Below are 16,624 nucleotides of genomic sequence, written 5' to 3' on the forward strand. Positions count from 1 at the left end.
GTCGACGGGGCCGACTTCCCGCTCCGGGCCTACGAGTTCACCGTACGGCCGGGCAGGCCCTGAGCGGGCAGCTCGACCGAGCAGTCCAGGATCCGCCCGTCGTCGGTGCCGACCAGCAGCCGTCCGGGCCCGGCGACGGTGAGCGCGGTCGGTACGGCGACGACCCCGCCGACGCTGAGGCGACCGCGGGTGGCGGTGCCCGTCCGGAGGTCGAGGGCGACGAGTCCGCCGTCCCGGTAGCCGACGTACGCGTGCCGGTCGTCGGCGTCGAGTGCGGTCGCCTCCGGGTCGGTCCGGAACACCCAGAGCGGGGCGCCGTCGGCCGCCGCGCGCCGCACCACGAACGAGCCGCCCGGCTGCAGGCCGCGGCCGTCGTACACCGTGCCCGTGTGGACCAGGCCGCCGTCGTCGAGTTCCACGCCGGGGCCGGCGAAGTGGGTCTCGCCGGGGGTGAACGCGAACGGGAACAGCCGGCGGTACGCCTTCCTGCGCGGCCGGTGCGGGCCCTCGGCCGACCACCCGTCATGTTCGGACAGCTCAGGTAGTTCGGGCAGTTCGGGCAGGTCGGCTGCCGCGAGCCAGGTCGTGTCGTCCGGCCCGCGGCCGACGGCGCGCGGCGCGCTGACGTGCTGCCGGAAGTAGACCCGGCTGCCGCGCCGGACGCGCAGGCGGCCGAGCTCCCCGTCGCTGCCGACGGGGGCGAGCGCCGGCCGGCCGTCCAGGCACCGCACCAGCGTCACCGGCCCCGCCGGGGGCAGCCGGTCGAGCTCCGTGCCGTCCGCGAGCGACAGCCGGGCCACCGACTGTGCCGGGCCCTTCCACACCCAGGGCACCGGCCCGGCCACCCACGTGGACCGCCCGTCCGCGGCGACGACGAGGTCACGGCCGCCCCACTCGTCCGGTACGGCCCACTGCCGTTGCCCCGAGGGCAGCCAGGACTCCACCGCGACCGCGTCGAGCGCGGCGAGGATCCTGCCGTCCGGCAGCGCCTCGACCGCGCGGATGCTGTGCCGCGGATCCCAGTCCGCGGCGAGCCCGGACAGCGCCCGCCGGGCGGCCTCCCGGCCGTCGGGGCGCGGCGCCGGGACGCGCGGCCCGGCCAGCTCCGCCGGGGCGACCGTCCGGGGCGGCACGGCCCGCCAGTCGGGCCGGCGCACCACCGCGACGTGCCCCTCGACGTGCGCGGCCCGGTCCTGCCAGTCGTCCGGCGGTGCCAGCAGGATCCGCAGCTCCTGGGCGTCGAGCCACTCCAGCCCCAGGACCTTCCGGCCGTACTCGTGCTCCAGGAGCGAGGCGTGCGCGCCCGTCTCCAGGTCCAGCAGCAGCAACTCGCCGGTGAAGAAGTACCCGCCGTCGTAGCCCCCGGTGCCGACGGCGAGCAGCGGCAGCGTGGGGTGGAAGGCCATCGCGTGCACCCGGTCGCGGGAGCGGAGCAGGGCCAGGCAGGCCAGGTCGTCGGTGCGGTAGACACCGACCGGCGCGACACCCCGGCGCTCGATGGCCCCGGCCACGGCGAGCAGGCCGCGGCCCCGGTCGGCGACGGCGAGGACGGGGTCGCCGACCTCGGTGAAGGGGCGGTCGCCGAGGATCCGGTCGACGCGGAGGAAAGGGGTGGCCATGCGGAGGATCGTCTCAAGGGGGCCGCCCCGGTGCGCCAGGGGGCCAGGGGTGGAAAAGGGGGTGGAAAGGCGCTGGAAAGACCGGACTCGAACGTGTGTCGGGCGCCATCATGGACAGGTGCACTTCACTTCGGAGACCAGCTCGGACGGCGTCGTGGAACGCCGTTTCGTCCTCGACGGCGTTCCCGGCGTGCTCTGGCAGCCGGACGGATCGGGGCTCGGTGGGCGGCCGTTGGTGCTGCTCGGCCACGGGGGAGGGGGAGACCGCTGGGGGCCGCGGGAGCGGGCCCGGCGGTGCGTGGCGCGGTACGGGTGGGCGGCGGTGGCGCTCGACGCGCCCGGGCACGGCGAGCGGGCGCGCACCGCGCAGGACGAGCGGTTCGCCACCGAGGTCGGGGAGTTGCTGGCGGCCGGGCGGCCGCTCAGCGCGTGGGTGGCGCGGCACACGGCGGCGCTGGCGGAGCGGGCCGTGCCGGAGTGGCGGGCGGTGCTGGACGCGCTGGCGGGCGCGGCGGGTACGGCGGGTACGGCCGGCACGGCGGGGGAGGGCCTCGGGCCGGTCGGGTACTGGGGGTTGTCGCTCGCGACGGTGATCGGCATCCCGCTCACGGCGGTCGAGCCCCGGATCCGGGCCGCGGTGTTCGGCCTGGCGGGCCATGCCTCACTGGTGGAGGCGGCCGGGCGGGTGGCGGTACCGGTGCAGTTCGTCCTCCAGTGGGACGACGAACTCCAGCCCAGGGAGGGCGCGTTGGCGCTGTACGGTGCGCTGGGTTCGCGGGAGAGGACGCTGTACGCCAATCCCGGGGGCCATCGGGCGGTGCCCGGATTCGAGGCGGCGGCTTCGGAGGGCTTCCTGCTCCGGCACCTCGGCCACGGGTAGCTCCTCGGACGATCCGTGTCCGTTCTCACCCGTGATCGACCACACTTCCGTCACATCGGCCCCGCGCTTCACAGCGTTCCCACGGTTTCGGCTGTCCGCATTGCCGGGATGGACGGAATTTGTCGAGGATTGTTTGGCGTGGTCGTATTCCGGTGCCCGTAGGGGGCGAGTAAAACTTCGCAAAGAATTGCCCTCGTCGACCACCCGCCCGGGCGCCGATTTCAACAGAATGTTGCAGCTCAGGGGCCCTGCCGTCACCCGCCGTCGATTTGGCGTGACCCGCCGTGCCCGCCCCGCTCCGCAATCCGCAGGAGTACGGTTCCCAACGAATCGCCGAACGGGCTCCCGGGCAATCTCCTGGGCCCCCTCGACCGTACCGGGGAATCGGTGCGCCGCATGGCTCGACAAAGGGGTCGGGAAGGGGCACCGCAGGGGGCTCCGGTGACCGTCCGTCCGATATCCGTCAAGGCTGTTCCTGGCGACGCTGCCGACCCTTCCCCGGCTGCACCGGATCTGACCCGTGGGCACCCTAACCTGGTAGTCCCTCGCATTCCGCCGGTCAACTGCCCTGCATTTCCTGTGACTTGCATTTCGTCGGATTCTCGGAAAGGAGACGTGGTTCCGATGAACCTCTCCCCGCGTGAGATGGACAAGCTCTACATCTACGTCGTGGCCGATCTGGCCCGCAAACGCCGCGACCGCGGCGTCAAGCTCAACTACAGCGAGGCCTGCGCGCTGATCAGCGAGGCCATCATGGAGGGCGCCCGGGACGGCCGCACCGTCGCCGAGTGCATGGAGATCGGCAAGCAGGTCGTCAGCAACGCCGAGGTCATGCCCGGCGTCCGCGAGATGCTGCCGCTGCTCCAGGTCGAGGCCGCCTTCCTGGACGGCACCAAGCTGGTCTCCTGCCACGACCCGGTCGGTGCCTGAACCATGGCCGCACGTCAGTCCGCCACGGTCGTCCTGGCCGGCGGGCACGAGAGCGACGGCGGACGCGACCTGGCCGCCCTGGTCGGGCGCGTACCCGCGGCACCCGAGTACGTCGTGCACGCGGCGGCCGCCGCCGGCCGGCCGCTCGCCGAAGCCGTCCGGTCCGCCCTCGGGGCCGGCGACGCACCGGTGTGCGTCGTCCCGATGACCCTCGGCCGCGACCCCGGGCTGATCGCCGACACCGCCCGCGCCCTGCGCTGGCTCGCCGCCGGCGAGGGCCGCGGACGGCTCGCCCTCACCGCGCCCTTCGGCGCCACCGAGCACCTGATCGGCTGGCTGCGCGCCGCCGCGGCCACGGCGGGCAGTGCGGACGCCCTCCTGGTCACCGCCCCGGCGGCCGGCCCCTTCGAGGACGCCGAGCTGTTCCGGATCGCCCGCCTGGTCCGCCAGTACGGGCGGCACCAGCGGGTCGAAGTCGCCTTCATCGGGGGCGACCCCGACCCGGCCGAGGGCGTCCGGCGCTGCCGCCTGCTCGGCGCGGACCGGGTCACGGCCGTCCCCGCCTCCTTCGGACCGGCCCTGCCCGGCGGACCGGCCGCCGGCCCGAGCGTCGGCCCGAGCGTCGGACCGACCACGGGCGGCGAGGACGTACGGGACGGCGGCCCGCTGCTGCGCCCGTCCGCGATCGCCGGGGTGGTCGCGGCCCGCACGGCGGCGGCACTGCACCTGCTCGGCCACGGCGAGGACGGCATCCTGGCCGGCCTCGACGCCGAACACGGGCACGGCTACGCCCACAGCCACGGTCCGGGCGAACAGCAGCACAGCCACGGTCCGGGCGGGACGCCCCCCAGCGACCCCCGCACGCCCACGGACCAGCAGCAACACCAGCACCGGCACCAGCACACCCCCACGAACCCCCACCCCCACGCACACACCCCCACGGAACCGGCAGAGAGGGAGGCCAGCCATGTCCGGTAGCGCCGCATACCTGTACGGCGACGACCCGGTGGAGATCAACGCCGGTCGGGCCAAGGCCACGGTCACGGTCAGCAACACGGGCGACCGCGCGATCCAGGTCGGTTCGCACTACCACTTCTTCGAGGCCAACCGCGCCCTCGACTTCGACCGCAACGCCGCCTTCGGCATGCACCTCGACATCCCGGCCGGCACCGCCGTCCGCTTCGAGCCCGGTGACACCAAGGACGTCACCCTCGCCGAATTCGGCGGACACCGCCGCCTGGTCGGCTTCAGCAACCTGGTCGACGGCGGCGTCACCGCGCGCGACACCCGGGCCCGCGCCATGGACCGGGCCATCGCCCGCGGCTTCAAGGGCACCAACCTCGACCACAAGGACGACGACCTGCACGGCAGGGACTTCCACACCCGGACCCACCCGGAGGGCGACCGCTGATGGCCATCCTGTCGCGCAAGCAGTACACCGACCTCTTCGGCCCCACCGTCGGCGACCGCTTCCACCTCGCCGACACCAACCTGGTGGTCGAGGTCGAGCAGGACTTCAACCAGGGCCACTACGGGGACGAGGCCGTCTACGGCGGCGGCAAGGGCATCCGCGACGGCATGGCCCAGGACCCGGCCGCCACCTCCGTGCAGGGCGCGCTCGACCTGGTGATCACCAACGTCGTGGTGCTGGACCCGGTGCTCGGCGTGGTCAAGGGCGACATCGGCGTCAAGGACGGCTTCATCGCCGCCGTCGGCAAGGCCGGCAACCCGCACACCCAGAGCGGGGTGCACCCCAAGCTGGTGATCGGCCCCGGCACCGAGGTGATCTCCGGCGAGCACCTGATCGCCACCGCCGGCGGCATCGACACCCACATCCACTTCATCGCCCCGCAGCAGGCCCAGGAGGCGCTGAGCAACGGCATCACCACCCTGATCGGCGGCGGCACCGGCCCGTCCGACGGCACCAACGGCACCACCTGCACCCCCGGCCCGTGGAACATCGGCCGGATGTACCAGGCGGTCGAGGACCTCCCGGTCAACGTCGGCCTGCTCGGCAAGGGCAACGGCTCGCTGCCGGGCGCGCTGCGCGAGCAGGTCGAGGCCGGGGTGTGCGGGCTCAAGGTGCACGAGGACTGGGGCAGCACCCCGGCGGCCATCGACACCGCGCTGAGCGTCGCCGACGAGTACGACGTGCAGGTGGCCATCCACACCGACACCCTCAACGAGTCCGGTTTCTTCGAGGACACCCTGTCCGCGATCGACGGCCGCACCATCCACACCTTCCACACCGAGGGCGCGGGCGGCGGCCACGCCCCCGACATCATGCGGATCGCCGGCGAGCCCAACGTGCTGCCGTCCTCCACCAACCCGACCCTGCCCTACACCGTCAACTCGGTGGACGAGCTGCTCGACATGGTGATGGTCTGCCACCACCTCAGCCACGACATCCCCGAGGACGTCTCCTTCGCCGACTCCCGGGTGCGCGCCGAGACCATCGCCGCCGAGACCGTGCTGCACGACGAGGGCGTCATCTCGATCTTCTCCTCCGACTCCCAGGCCATGGGCCGGATCGGGGAGACCTTCACCCGCGCCTTCCAGACCGCCCACCACTGCAAGGCGCAGCGCGGCAAGCTGGCCGGCGACAGCGAGCGCAACGACAACTTCCGGGTCCTGCGCTACCTCGCCAAGCTCACCGTCAACCCGGCGATCGCCTCCGGCACCGCCGAGCACATCGGCTCGCTGGAGCCCGGCAAGCTCGCCGACATCGTGCTGTGGCCGATCAACTCCTTCGGCGCCAAGCCCAAGCTGGTCATCAAGGGCGGCATCATCAACTGGGCGCTGATGGGCGACCCCAACGCCTCACTGCCCACCCCGCAGCCGGTCTACTACCGCCCGATGTACGGCGCGCTCGGGCGGGCCAAGCAGGCCACCCGGATCACCTTCATGTCCCAGGCCGCCGTCGACCTCGGGGTGCCGGCCCGACTGGGGCTGGACAGCCGGGTGCTGCCGGTGCGGCACTGCCGCTCGGTCGGCAAACAGCACATGGTGCGCAACGACGCCCTGCCGAAGATCGCGGTCGACCCGGAGACGTACAAGGTCACCCTGGACGGCGAGCCCGCGACCATCGAGCCGGCCCGCGAACTGCCGCTCAACCACCTCTTCTACCTCGCATGAACGGTCCGCCGGAACAGGTGGCCGAGGAGCGGTTGGAGGCCCTGGACGCCCTGCTGGTCAGCCTCCAGCTGACCGACTCCGCCTTCCCCAGCGGCTTCTACACCCTCTCGCACGGCCTGGAGGGCTACGCCCAGGCGAAGGCCGTCACCCCCGACACCGTGCCCGAGCTGCTCGCCGACCTGCTGCGGCACGGTGTCGGACCGTCCGACGCGACGGCGCTGGCGCTGGCCCACCGGGCCGCGTCGGAGGGCGACTGGGAGCTGTTGGTCGAGACCGACCAGCGCCTGCACGCCACCAAGCTCAACCGCGAGCTGAGGCTCGCCGCCACCCGCACCGGGCGCCAACTCCTGGACATCGCCCGGGAGTCGGTGGGCGGCGAGCCGCTGGAGCGGTACGCCGCCCTGGTCGCCGGGAAGCGGGCCCCCGGCTGCCAGGCGGTGGCCGCCGGGGTCGCCTACGCCTCGGCCGCCGTCCCCGTCGAACAGGCCGTGGCGGGCGATCTGTTCGCCTTCTGCACCAGCTTCGTCGGCGCCGCGCTGCGCCTGCGGCTGACCGACCACCGCAAGGCGCAGGTGGTGCTGCGGGCCGCCGCCCCGGTCATCCGCGAGGTCGTGGCGGCCGCGCTGGAAAGGGAGTTGGCGGATCTCGGCGGCTGCGTGCCGGTCGCGGACGCGATGTCCGGGCGGCACGAGCGGGCCGAGGCCCGGCTGTTCGCGAGCTGAACACACCTACGATCGAAGGGAATCGCATGACCGACAACGTGCTCCGGGTGGGCATCGGCGGCCCGGTCGGCTCCGGCAAGACGGCGCTCATCGAGGCGCTGGTGCCGGTGCTGATCGCGCGCGGCCACCGCCCGGCGGTGATCACCAACGACATCTACACCCAGGAGGACGCCCAGCACGTCCGCCGCACCCTCGCCGGGGTGCTCGACCCCGAGCGGGTGGTCGGCGTCGAGACCGGAGCCTGTCCGCACACCGCCGTGCGCGACGACCCGACCATGAACCTGGCCGCCGGGGCCGAGATGCTGGAGCGCTTCCCCGACGTCGACACCCTGCTGTACGAGTCCGGCGGGGACAATCTGACCCTCACCTTCAGCCCGGTGCTGGTCGACCTCTTCCTGTTCGTCCTCGACACCGCCGAGGGCGAGAAGATGCCCCGCAAGCGCGGACCGGGCATCACCGAGTCGGAGCTGCTGGTCATCAACAAGATCGACCTCGCCCCGTACGTCCGCGCCGACCTCGGCATCATGGAGTCCGACGCCCGGCGGGTGCGCGAGGGAGGGCCGGTGGTGCTCACCAACTGCCTGACGGGGGAGGGGCTGGAGTCCATCGCCGCCTTCCTGGAGACCTTCCGGAAGGTCCCGGCGTGACCGTTCCCCCGGTGGACGACGCCCCGCCCCGGCTGGACCCCCGGCACTACGAGCCGGCCCGCGTCCCGTACGCGGTCCGCCGGTACGCCGGGACGCCCGACACCCTCGCGGTCGGGCGCCCCGGCAAGGTCGGACTGCTGGAACTGGCCTTCGAGCGGATCGGCGGGCGCACCGAACTCACCGGCCACTACCAGAAGTCGCCGCTGCAGATCATGCGCCCGCTGTACTTCGACCCGGCCCGTCCCGACCTCGCCGTCACCCTGCTGATGTCGACCGGCGGCGGCATCCTCCAGGCCGACCGGCTGCGCACCGACATCCGCTGCGGTGCCGACACGGCGGTGCACCTCACCACCCAGGCGGCCACCAAGGTCTACCGGATGGAGTACGACTACGCGACGCAACTGGTCAACCTGGCGGCCGGGCCCGGCGCCTACGTGGAGTACCTGCCCGAGCCGGTGATCCCCTTCGTCGACTCGCGCCTCTACCAGCGCACGGTGCTCACCGTCGACCCGGGGGCGACCGTCCTGGCCGGCGAGACCGTCCTGGCCGGCCGCCTCGCCCGGGGCGAGCGCAACGCCTACCAGGTCTTCGCCTCGGACCTCGAAGTGCGCCGCCCGGACGGTGAGTCGGTGGCCGTGGACACCGTCCGGCTGGAGCCCGCCGGGGCCGGCGTCACCGGGCCCGCCGTCCTCGGCGGCCACGACGTGATGTCCAGCCTCTACGTGCTCAGCCCGCTCGCCCCCGCCGCCCGGATCGCCGACACCCTCCACGAGGCGCTGGCCGACCGCGGCCTCCTGTACGGGGTCAGCGTGCTGCCGCAGGACAGCGGCGCCTGGCTGCGGCTGCTCGACTCGGACACCCGTGCCTGCGCCGCCGCACTGCGGGCGGCCTGGGACGCCGTCCGGCGGCTGCTGATCGGCGCCCCGGCGCCGGAGCTGCGGAAGACCTGACGGTGGGGACGGGCCTTCAGCGGCCGCTGTCGGTGAGCCGGGCGATCTGCCGGTGGCTGAGTTCGACCGTGCGGTTCATGTGCCGGAGGAGGAAGGCCAGTTCGTCGGCGCTGTCCTCGGCGAAGACGGCCGCCCAGTCGCGGCCGAGCTCGCGCCACACCTCGCCGAAGCGCTCCAGGGCGTCGGGGAGGACGGCGACCAGCACCCGGCGGCGGTCGGCCTCGTCCCGCTGCCGGGTCACCAGGCCCGCCTTCTCCAGCCGGTCGACGAGTCGGGTCGCCGAGCCGCTGGTGAGCCCGGTCAGCTCGGCGATGCGGCCGGTGGTGACCGGGCCCTCCTCCAGGGTGAGCAGGTTGAGGCACTGGACGTCGGTCGGGTGCATGCCCAGGTGGTCCGCGACGGCCTGGTTGAACAGCACGTAGGAGGCCAGGTAGCGGCGGGAGGCCGGCCAGAGCTGGGCCATCAGTTCGTCGCGGAGGGGCGTCATGGAGCCAGGGTAGCCGGAATCAAGCCAATCGGTTGCGCCGCGCAGAGATCTCTTCCTATGTTGTCTGCATGACGCAGACAATTGATCGACTCCCCGTTGCCGTCACCGGTGCCACCGGCGCCCAGGGCGGCGCCGCCGCCCGCGCCCTGCTCCTGGCCGGACGCCCGGTCCGCGCCCTCACCCGCGACACCGGCTCCCCGGCGGCCCGCGAACTCGCCTCCCTCGGAGCCGAGTTGGCCCGCGCCGACTTCGACGATCCGGCCTCGCTCGGCACCGCCCTCGACGGTGCCGGAAGCCTCTTCGCGATGTCAACCCCGTTCGGAACCGACTTCGACACCGAGGTCCGCCAGGGGATCGCCCTGCTCGACGCCGCCCGCGCCGCCGACACCGTCCGCCACGTCGTCTTCACCTCCGCCGCCAACGCCGACCGCCCCACCGGCATCGGGCACTTCGAGAGCAAGCGCCGCATCGAACAGCACCTCGCGGGCCTCGGGCTGCCGTGGACCGTCCTCGGGCCGGGCGCCTTCCTGGAGAACTACGCCAACGAGTGGACCCTCGAGTCGCTGCGCGAAGGCGTCTTCCGCCTGCCCATGCCGCCCGGCCTCCCGCTCCCGGTGATCGCCGCCGAGACCATCGGCGCCTTCGCCGCCCACGTCCTGACCCACCCGGACGGCTACGCCGGCCGCCGCATCGACATCGCCGCCCAGTGGCGCACCGGCGAGCAGATCGCCGCCGCCATCGCCGCGGCCGGCGGACGCCCGATCCGCTTCGAGGAGGTGCCGCTGACCGTCGTGGCCGGCCAGTCCGAGGACCTCGCCGCCATGTTCCGCTACTTCCAGGAGGTCGGCCTCGACATCGACACCGACGCCCTGCACGCCGAGCACCCGACCGTCGACTGGCGCACCCTGGAGGACTGGGCGGCCGGGCAGACCTGGGACCTCTGAGCCGGGCCGCACGGGAACCCGAGGGCTCCGCCGGACAGTCCGTAGAGTGGCCGGATGGGATCGAGGACACCGCGCGGCATCCACGTCGACGGCCGTGACTACCGCTGGACGGTCCGCCTCCGGGACGCCGCCCACGTGGACGTGCGGGTGTGGCTCGACCGGCCGGGCGGCCCCTACCGCCGGCTGATCGCGACCCGGCGCTTCGACGACCCGTGGCTGCACTACGGGGTCCTGCTGGGAGCCCCGCCGGAACGCATCGCCGAGGTCTTCCAGTTGGAGCCGGTCAAGCCGGCCCTGGTCGCCGACCTGATCCGGGCGGGCCACGCGGCCGGCTGGCGGCCCGAGGAGAAGGGCGCGGCGCTGCTCCTCCCGGCGGAGTGAGCAGCGGAGTGCGGGGCGGAGTGAGCGGCGGAGTACGGGGCGGAGCGGACGGCCGACGTGCGCCGGGAAGTGCCCCGAGTGAGCCCGGCGGGATCGCGCCAGCCCGGCGCGGCCCGCATCGGCACAGCTCAGGGCCGGTGCCGGGACGGTCGTGACGGGCCACGGCCGTCCCGGCACCGGCGCCCGGTGGCCGGTTCCGGTCGGAGCGGCCGTCCGGGTGCCGAGGATCCGCCCACGCACGTCCGCCCCCGCTGCTACACCCGATGGACGGGCAGCGGCGCATCGGGCGCCCGGGCCCGAACTCGGGAGGCACAGTGGCGAATCGGAGCGGAGACGACCGGATCCGGGTGCGCGGGCACTACCGCCGCCGACCCGCCCCCGGCGGCGGCGCCGTCAGGGGCAGCGGCTGGCTGATCGCCGGCGCGCTGGCCGCCTTCTGGTTGTGGGGCCACTTCGTCGGCTTCGCCGACACCCCACCGCAGCCCGCCCCGCAGCCCGCCCCGCAGGGCACCACCGCCCCGACCGCGGTCGGCGCCCCCTGATGGCCCGCCCGGTCCGCCCGGCACGGTCGACGCGTCCGGCCCGCCCGGCTCGGCGGGTGCGTCCGATCCGCCGCCCGCGCGGGGCGCGGGAGCAACTCGCCGCGCTCCTGGTGGCGGTGGCCGTCGCCGTCCTGGTCGTCTCCGCAGTCCAGACGCTGTTGCGGTCCTGGGTCTTCCTCGCGGTGGTCGCCGCGCTCGCCCTCGCCTCCGCCGCCTGCGGGCCCGTCCTCGACCGGGCCCGGACCCGGCACCTCGCCGCCCTGCGGATACCGCTCGCCACCGTGGACGCCATGGACGACCGGACCTTCGAGTACGCCCTGCGGGACCTGCTGGTCCGCGACGGCTGGAGCGCCGAGAAGGTCGGCGGGCAGGGCGACCAGGCGGCGGACGTGATCGGCCACCACCCGGACCACGGCCGCATCGTCGTCCAGGCGAAGCACACCAGGGTCGCGGCGAAGGTCGGCGTGCACGTCATGTACGAGGTGAAGGGCACCGCCGGCCCCGCCCACGGCGCCGACGTGGCGGTGGTGGTGACCAACGGCGGGCTCACCAGGAGTGCCATGGCCTGGGGCGACCGGCACGCCGTCCACTGGCTGGACCGGGCGCGGCTGGAGGTGTGGGCGGCGGCCGGAGTGCCGTTGGCGGAGGTGCTGGGCCTGCGCAGACGCCGGTGACCGGTCGGTGGGCGGCCGGTGACCGGTCGGTGCGACCCGGCGGTGTCACGGCTGACGGACGGCCCCCCTACGATGACCGTCATGAATTCTGGGGGGCCGGGGCTCCACATCATCGACGAACGCTTCGAACTGCTCGAGCGGCTGGGCGGCGGCGGCATGGGACTGGTGTGGCGGGCACGCGACACCCTCCTGCACCGCGAGGTGGCGTTGAAGGAGGTGCGTTCGCCCGATCCGGCCGAGCTCGCGGGCGACCCGAGGGCGGCGGCGGTGCTGCGCGAGCGGGTCCTGCGGGAGGCCCGGTCGCTGGCCCGGCTCAACCACCCCAACGTGGCGACGATCCACCACATCGTGGACCGGCCCGAGTACCCGCACCCCTGGCTGGTCATGGAGCTGGTGACCGGCGGCTCCCTGCACGACCGCCTCGCGCAGGGCCCGATGGCACCGCTGGAGGCGACCCGGCTCGGCCGCGGGGTGCTGTCCGCGCTGAGCGCCGCCCACGCGGCCGGCATCCAGCACCGCGACGTCAAGCCCGGCAACGTCCTGCTGCGCCCGGACGGCACCCCGGTGCTCACCGACTTCGGCATCGCCGCCCTGTCGGAGGCGCCGAGCCTGACCACCACCGGTGCCCTGATCGGCTCGCCCGAGTACATCGCCCCCGAGCGCGTCCGGGGCGAGGAGGGCAACCCGGCCTCGGACCTGTGGTCGCTCGGGATGATGCTGTACGTCGCGGTGGAGGGGTACCACCCGCTGCGGCGCGCCACCACCCTCGCCACGCTCGCCGCCCTGCTCGACGAGCCGGTGCCGGCGCCGGTGCGGTCCGGGCCGCTGGGCCCGGTGCTCGCCGGTCTGCTCGTCCGGGACACGGCCGCGCGGCCGGACGCCTGGCTGCTCGACCGGCAGTTCGCCGAGGCGGAGGCCGCGGCGGCGGCGGAGGCGCAGGCCGGCGCCGTCGGCACCATACGCCTGTACCCGCCCGCCGGCACCGTCCCGCCGCAGGCCGCCGGGCACCCCGCCGGCCAGACCTTCGGGCACCCCACCGGCCAGACCTTCGGGCACCCCGCCGGCCAGACCTTCGGGCCGCCGCAGACCGTCGTCCAGCAGCCGAGCGACGCGAGGCCCAAGGCCCGTTCCGTCAAGCTGCGGGCCGCGCTCCGTTCGGGCTCCGCACTCCTGGTCTCGGCGCTGATGCTGACGGTGGGCTACGTCATCCAGCACTACGCGGGCGGCAACAGCGGGAGCGACACCAGCGCCCCTCCGGCGGCCTACCCGGGCCTGCTCACGCCGGCCGGCGCCCGCAGCGTGATCCAGTCCATGGACCGGAAGTCGGGCGGCCGCGCCGTCCTGGAGTTCACGCTCCGCCAGGACTCCGGGGACGCCCTCGTCGCGACCGCGGCGAACCCGACCCTCTACGACAGCCTCTCCTACCGCGACGGCAAGGCCACGCCCGGCATCCGGACCGGCACCGTGGCCTTCGGCGAGAAGCCGCTGGACCTCCGGAGCGTCAACTGGGACGCCCTCCCGGCGCTCCTGCAGCGCGCCGACGCCGACCTCGGCGTCGCCCACCCGACCAGCCACTACATCACCCTGCACAACGCCCAGGGGATGGGCGACACCGAACCGTCCCTCCTGGTGTACGTGGCGGACGCCTACGGCGGCGCCTACCTCACGGCGGACTTCGACGGCACGGTCCTGAAGACGTACCCGCGCAGCACCGGCTGACGGTCCGTCAGGTACGGAAGGGGTCGGTCCAGCGCTCCACGAACTTCCGCTGCCAGGGCGTCTCCACGGCGTGCCGGCTGTAGTGCTCCCGCACGTACCGGACCGCCTCCGCCGCCGGCACGCCGTCCAGCACGGCGATGCAGGCGAGGGCCGTGCCGGTGCGTCCGCGGCCGCCCGCGCAGGCGAGTTCCACCCGCTCGCCCGGGCAGCGCTCCCAGGCCTCCCGGAAGGCGTCGGCGGCGTCCGTGCGGTCCGACGGCAGCCGGAAGTCGGGCCAGCGCACCCAGCGGCTCTCCCAGGGGAGCGGCTTCGGCTCGCGCCCCAGCAGGTAGACGCCGAAGTCGGGTCGGGGGCCGGGCGGCAGCGGGTTGAGCACGCCGCGGCCGCGCAGCAGCCGCCCGGAGGGCAGTCGGAGCACGCCCGGGGCGTCCGGGTCCCAGCTGGTGAGGGAGCCTTCGGTCATGTCGTTGGTGTCGCCTTTCGGGGTCGGCGGGTGCGGCCTTCCGGTGTTCGGCGGTCGCCGCTCGAGGGTCCGCGGTGTCTCCGCTCAGACGTCGGCGTGCCCGACGAGCTCCAGGCAGCGCGCCCAGAGTTCGGCCCGGGCCCGCAGGTCGTAGGCCTGGCGGTGGGCGCGGGCTTCGCGCAGCCGGTCGTAGTAGCGGCCGGTGGTGCCGGCCAGCTCCGGGTCGGTGACCAGCCGGTGGGTGGCGGCGAGGCCGTCCTCCAGGCTGTCGATGCTGTGGCCGATCTCCTGGAGCACCATCTTGGTGGGCATGTACGTCGAGGGGTGGAGGCTGTTGACGGTCACCTCGCCGGCCGGCACCCGGGCGGCGAGTTCCATGCCGCAGGCGATCTGGGCGAGCTTGCTGCGGCAGTACGCGCTGGTCCCGTCGTAGTCGCCGGTCAGCATGAGGTCGTCGAAGTCGATCTCCTCCTGCCCGGCGGAGGCGACGTTGACGATCCGGGCGGGCGCCGAGGCGCGCAGCAGCGGCAGCAGTTCGAGGCTGAGCAGGAAGCCGGCCAAGTGGTTGACCGCGAAGCGCAGTTCGTGGCCGTCCACGCTGGTGCGGCGGGTCCGGCCGTCGGGCTCGCCGGCGCCGATGCCCGCGTTGTTGACCAGGACGTGGAGCCGGTCGGTGGTGGCCCGGACCTCGGCGGCGAGGGCGCGGACCTGGTCCAGCTCGGCGAGGTCGGCGCACAGGGTGGCGGGGCGGTCGACGCCGTGGGCGTCGGCGATCTCCCCGGCGGTGCGGTCCAGTCTGCCCCGGTCGCGGCCGTGCAGCAGCACGGTGGCGCCCTCGGCGGCCAGGCGGTGGGCGAGGGCGCGGCCGAGGCCGTCGGTGGAGCCGGTGACGAGGACGGTCCGCGTCGGCGTGGACGGACCGGTCGGTCTGGACGGGGTCAACGGGACTCCTGGCATCGGATGTCGGCGGGTGCCGGCGGGTGTCGACGGGGGTGGCGGCGGCGGATCTTGATCAGGATGCCACGTGCAGCCGCGCGCCGCCGGGCATCCCGGCGCGGTGGGCGAGGGCGGCCGCCTCGCCGCGCGAGCCGACGCCCAACTTGGCCAGGATGTTGGCGACGTGGAACTTCACCGTGGACTCGCTGATGTGCAGCGCCGCGGCGATGTCCCGGTTGCGGCGGCCCTGGGCCAGCTGGTCGAGCACCTCCAGTTCGCGGGGCTGGAGCCCGTCCAGCGGATCGGTGACGGCGGCCGGTGAGGGCAGGCCGAGCGGCAGCTCGACCGTCACGGTGGTGCCCCAGTTGGGGACGGACTCGACCTGGTAGCGGCCGCCCAGGGCGGTGATCCGGTCGGCGGTGCGGTGCACGGCGAGGGCGTCGGCGGCGAGCAGCCCGAGCCCGTCGTCGCGCACCACGGTGCGCAGCGCGCCGTCCGCCGTGAACTGCCAACTCAGGTGCAGCCGTTCGGGCTTCTCCTGCTCCATCATCAGCATGACGGCGCACTGCACGGCGGCCCGGGCGGTGTGCGCGGTGTCCGCGGGGATGGACCGGGCGCTCTCGGACGGCGGCGCGAGGTCGAGCCGTACCCCGGTGTGCCGCAGCAGCGGGCGCAGTTCGCGGGCGAGCCGGGCGAAGGCGGCGTCGGCGGGCTCCTCGCTGAGCACGCGGTCCAGGTCGGCGGCCCGGCGCAGGTCGAGCAGGGCGGTGACGGCCAGGTCGGTGGCGGCCCGGCGGGCGGCGGCGTCGTCCAGGTCGGCCGAGCGCAGCGGGGCCAGGACGGCGGTCAGGGCGGCGCTGTGGGTGCCGGTGAACTCGGCGATGGTCCGGGCGCGGGTGACGGCGGCGGTGCGGGAGACCATCGCCTGGGTGGGCGCGGCGTCGGTGGCGCGGTGCCCGGTGTGGGCGATCACCAGCTCGCACAGTCGCTGGAGCACGGCGAGCGCGCCGGCGGGAACCGGCGCGGCGTCGCTGCGGACCAGGACCAGCAGCACCTCCTTGTCGTCGGCCGGTGCGGCGATCACCACCACCGGCCGGGTGCGGCCCGCGAGTTCGGCCTCGCCCTGCCAGGGCCGGCCGGCCGAGGTGGTGCCGGCGGCCCGCTCGGCGAGCCCGGACAGCTCCAGTCCGGTCAGGCTGCCGACCAGCTCCGGTGAGCCGTGGGCGTGGGTGGGGGAGTAGGTGCAGACGCCGCTGAGGTGGGCGATCGCCGTGTGCGGGACGAGCGTGCTGATCGCCTCCGACAGGCGCGGCACCACATCGGGCCGGGGCGCGCGCAGCACCTCGACGGCGCGGGCCAGCGCGTCCTCCGGGCGGCCCCAGTGCTCCTGCCAGGCCTCGGCCGGGCCGTCCACGTCCTGCGCGCCCTGCGCGTTCTCCACGTCCATGCCGTCCACCCTAGTTCGGGGGCCGTCGTCCGCAGCCCCTCCCTTCGGCCAGGTCGAACTGTCCGAACGGCCGGCCGGGGAGGTGCGTCCCGCGCCGCAGGATGGATCCCGTCGGAGCGAACAACTCCCGGACGGGACAACGTCCGGA

At 74.4% G+C, this 16,624-nt stretch carries 18 protein-coding genes; 13 read left to right on the forward strand and 5 right to left on the reverse strand.

Annotated features, from left to right (window positions below):
• Positions 1-29: 29 nt before the first annotated feature.
• On the reverse strand, positions 30-1,619 hold the full coding sequence (locus ABTY61_RS07725; RefSeq protein WP_350504033.1) for a PQQ-binding-like beta-propeller repeat protein: 1,590 nt from the start codon (positions 1,617-1,619) through the stop codon (positions 30-32).
• A 118-nt stretch (positions 1,620-1,737) separates the two neighbouring features.
• On the opposite strand from ABTY61_RS07725, the gene ABTY61_RS07730 reads away from it, so the two are divergent.
• The 8 genes from ABTY61_RS07730 to ABTY61_RS07765 all read left to right on the forward strand — a co-directional run bounded on the left by ABTY61_RS07730 (position 1,738) and on the right by ABTY61_RS07765 (position 8,883).
• On the forward strand, positions 1,738-2,499 hold the full coding sequence (locus ABTY61_RS07730; protein WP_350504034.1) for an alpha/beta hydrolase: 762 nt from the start codon (positions 1,738-1,740) through the stop codon (positions 2,497-2,499).
• Positions 2,500-3,123: 624 nt separating this feature from the next.
• Positions 3,124-3,429: an urease subunit gamma gene (locus ABTY61_RS07735; RefSeq protein ID WP_188310190.1), complete on the forward strand. Its 306-nt coding sequence runs from the start codon at positions 3,124-3,126 to the stop codon at positions 3,427-3,429.
• Positions 3,430-3,432: 3 nt separating this feature from the next.
• A complete protein-coding gene (locus tag ABTY61_RS07740; protein WP_350504035.1) occupies positions 3,433-4,407 on the forward strand; it encodes a sirohydrochlorin chelatase in 975 nt (324 codons plus the stop codon).
• On the forward strand, positions 4,397-4,840 hold the full coding sequence (locus ABTY61_RS07745; protein WP_350504036.1) for an urease subunit beta: 444 nt from the start codon (positions 4,397-4,399) through the stop codon (positions 4,838-4,840). The genes ABTY61_RS07740 and ABTY61_RS07745 overlap by 11 nt, the downstream gene beginning before the upstream one ends.
• Complete coding sequence (gene ureC / locus ABTY61_RS07750) at positions 4,840-6,564, forward strand: urease subunit alpha (protein ID WP_350504037.1); 1,725 nt, start codon at positions 4,840-4,842, stop codon at positions 6,562-6,564. Before ABTY61_RS07745 ends, ureC begins: the two co-directional genes overlap by 1 nt.
• Entirely contained in the window at positions 6,561-7,286 is a 726-nt protein-coding gene (locus ABTY61_RS07755; protein ID WP_350504038.1) for an urease accessory protein UreF, read from the forward strand. Before ureC ends, ABTY61_RS07755 begins: the two co-directional genes overlap by 4 nt.
• 26 nt (positions 7,287-7,312) lie before the next feature.
• Positions 7,313-7,933, forward strand: a complete 621-nt coding sequence (gene ureG / locus ABTY61_RS07760; protein WP_350504039.1) for an urease accessory protein UreG — start codon at positions 7,313-7,315, stop codon at positions 7,931-7,933.
• A complete protein-coding gene (locus ABTY61_RS07765) occupies positions 7,930-8,883 on the forward strand; it encodes an urease accessory protein UreD (protein ID WP_350504040.1) in 954 nt (317 codons plus the stop codon). The genes ureG and ABTY61_RS07765 overlap by 4 nt, the downstream gene beginning before the upstream one ends.
• Positions 8,884-8,899: 16 nt before the next feature.
• Here ABTY61_RS07765 and ABTY61_RS07770 read toward each other — a convergent pair whose 3' ends face one another.
• Positions 8,900-9,370 carry a MarR family winged helix-turn-helix transcriptional regulator gene (locus tag ABTY61_RS07770; RefSeq protein ID WP_350504041.1) on the reverse strand — a complete coding sequence of 157 codons (471 nt, stop codon included), beginning with the start codon at positions 9,368-9,370 and terminating at the stop codon, positions 8,900-8,902.
• A gap of 68 nt (positions 9,371-9,438) precedes the next feature.
• Between ABTY61_RS07770 and ABTY61_RS07775 the strand changes: the two genes are divergently transcribed.
• The 5 genes from ABTY61_RS07775 to ABTY61_RS07795 all read left to right on the forward strand — a co-directional run bounded on the left by ABTY61_RS07775 (position 9,439) and on the right by ABTY61_RS07795 (position 13,630).
• Positions 9,439-10,314 (forward strand): NmrA family NAD(P)-binding protein, encoded by an 876-nt coding sequence (locus ABTY61_RS07775; RefSeq protein WP_350504042.1) that lies wholly within the window; start codon positions 9,439-9,441, stop codon positions 10,312-10,314.
• 54 nt (positions 10,315-10,368) lie between these two features.
• Complete coding sequence (locus ABTY61_RS07780) at positions 10,369-10,695, forward strand: hypothetical protein (protein ID WP_350504043.1); 327 nt, start codon at positions 10,369-10,371, stop codon at positions 10,693-10,695.
• A 314-nt stretch (positions 10,696-11,009) separates the two neighbouring features.
• Positions 11,010-11,237, forward strand: coding sequence for a hypothetical protein (locus ABTY61_RS07785; protein WP_350504044.1), 228 nt, complete (start codon positions 11,010-11,012; stop codon positions 11,235-11,237).
• Positions 11,238-11,293: 56 nt separating this feature from the next.
• Positions 11,294-11,911 (forward strand): restriction endonuclease, encoded by a 618-nt coding sequence (locus ABTY61_RS07790; protein WP_350504045.1) that lies wholly within the window; start codon positions 11,294-11,296, stop codon positions 11,909-11,911.
• Positions 11,912-11,992: 81 nt separating this feature from the next.
• The gene (locus ABTY61_RS07795; RefSeq protein ID WP_350504046.1) at positions 11,993-13,630 is read left to right on the forward strand and encodes a serine/threonine-protein kinase; all 1,638 of its coding nucleotides are present in this window, start codon (positions 11,993-11,995) and stop codon (positions 13,628-13,630) included.
• A 7-nt stretch (positions 13,631-13,637) separates the two neighbouring features.
• Here ABTY61_RS07795 and ABTY61_RS07800 read toward each other — a convergent pair whose 3' ends face one another.
• From ABTY61_RS07800 to ABTY61_RS07810, 3 genes are all read right to left on the reverse strand, one after another.
• Positions 13,638-14,093 (reverse strand): protein-tyrosine phosphatase family protein, encoded by a 456-nt coding sequence (locus ABTY61_RS07800; RefSeq protein WP_350504047.1) that lies wholly within the window; start codon positions 14,091-14,093, stop codon positions 13,638-13,640.
• 84 nt (positions 14,094-14,177) lie between these two features.
• On the reverse strand, positions 14,178-15,035 hold the full coding sequence (locus ABTY61_RS07805; protein WP_350504048.1) for an SDR family NAD(P)-dependent oxidoreductase: 858 nt from the start codon (positions 15,033-15,035) through the stop codon (positions 14,178-14,180).
• 70 nt (positions 15,036-15,105) lie between these two features.
• Positions 15,106-16,476 carry a helix-turn-helix transcriptional regulator gene (locus ABTY61_RS07810; RefSeq protein WP_350504049.1) on the reverse strand — a complete coding sequence of 457 codons (1,371 nt, stop codon included), beginning with the start codon at positions 16,474-16,476 and terminating at the stop codon, positions 15,106-15,108.
• Positions 16,477-16,624 lie beyond the last annotated feature (148 nt).

Source organism: Kitasatospora sp. NPDC096128, from assembly GCF_040303105.1.
GTDB lineage: Bacteria > Actinomycetota > Actinomycetes > Streptomycetales > Streptomycetaceae > Kitasatospora.

Excerpts from the sequence above, each read along its gene's own strand:
- ABTY61_RS07755 (WP_350504038.1), top strand. The coding sequence starts at position 6,561 with ATGAACGGTCCGCCGGAACAGGTGGCCGAGGAGCGGTTGGAGGCCCTG.
- ureG (WP_350504039.1), top strand. The coding sequence starts at position 7,313 with ATGACCGACAACGTGCTCCGGGTGGGCATCGGCGGCCCGGTCGGCTCC.
- ABTY61_RS07740 (WP_350504035.1), top strand. The coding sequence starts at position 3,433 with ATGGCCGCACGTCAGTCCGCCACGGTCGTCCTGGCCGGCGGGCACGAG.
- ABTY61_RS07725 (WP_350504033.1), bottom strand. The coding sequence starts at position 1,619 with ATGGCCACCCCTTTCCTCCGCGTCGACCGGATCCTCGGCGACCGCCCC.
- ABTY61_RS07770 (WP_350504041.1), bottom strand. The coding sequence starts at position 9,370 with ATGACGCCCCTCCGCGACGAACTGATGGCCCAGCTCTGGCCGGCCTCC.
- ABTY61_RS07810 (WP_350504049.1), bottom strand. The coding sequence starts at position 16,476 with ATGGACGTGGAGAACGCGCAGGGCGCGCAGGACGTGGACGGCCCGGCC.
- ABTY61_RS07735 (WP_188310190.1), top strand. The coding sequence starts at position 3,124 with ATGAACCTCTCCCCGCGTGAGATGGACAAGCTCTACATCTACGTCGTG.
- ABTY61_RS07800 (WP_350504047.1), bottom strand. The coding sequence starts at position 14,093 with ATGACCGAAGGCTCCCTCACCAGCTGGGACCCGGACGCCCCGGGCGTG.
- ureC (WP_350504037.1), top strand. The coding sequence starts at position 4,840 with ATGGCCATCCTGTCGCGCAAGCAGTACACCGACCTCTTCGGCCCCACC.
- ABTY61_RS07745 (WP_350504036.1), top strand. The coding sequence starts at position 4,397 with ATGTCCGGTAGCGCCGCATACCTGTACGGCGACGACCCGGTGGAGATC.
- ABTY61_RS07795 (WP_350504046.1), top strand. The coding sequence starts at position 11,993 with ATGAATTCTGGGGGGCCGGGGCTCCACATCATCGACGAACGCTTCGAA.
- ABTY61_RS07775 (WP_350504042.1), top strand. The coding sequence starts at position 9,439 with ATGACGCAGACAATTGATCGACTCCCCGTTGCCGTCACCGGTGCCACC.
- ABTY61_RS07780 (WP_350504043.1), top strand. The coding sequence starts at position 10,369 with ATGGGATCGAGGACACCGCGCGGCATCCACGTCGACGGCCGTGACTAC.